The organism is Paenibacillus sp. GQ49 (assembly GCF_059759055.1).
In genome coordinates, this window is the sequence record NZ_JCAXEL010000067.1 from 1 (window position 1) to 232 (window position 232).

Below are 232 nucleotides of genomic sequence, written 5' to 3' on the forward strand. Positions count from 1 at the left end.
ACGCGGTGCTTCCGTCTCCGGCCCGGCAGGCAGATGGTGGTCCGGCTCCGGCAACGCCTTGCGGTCCAGCTTGCCATGGGACGTCAGCGGCAGCTGATCCAGTTGCACCACATAGGCCGGGATCATATAATCCGGCAGTTCCGCTTCCAGCCAATCCCGAACAGTAGCAGGTGTCCACACTGCTTCGCCTTCGGCTACAACATAGGCGCATAACGCCCCATTTCCCTGCGAA

General features: G+C 61.6%; 1 protein-coding gene. It reads right to left on the minus strand.

Features of this window, described 5'->3' with window-relative positions; genetic code table 11:
• The coding region (locus AC6CIF_RS31980) for an AMP-binding enzyme (RefSeq protein ID WP_498202761.1) at window positions 1-232 on the minus strand (232 nt) is incomplete at both ends.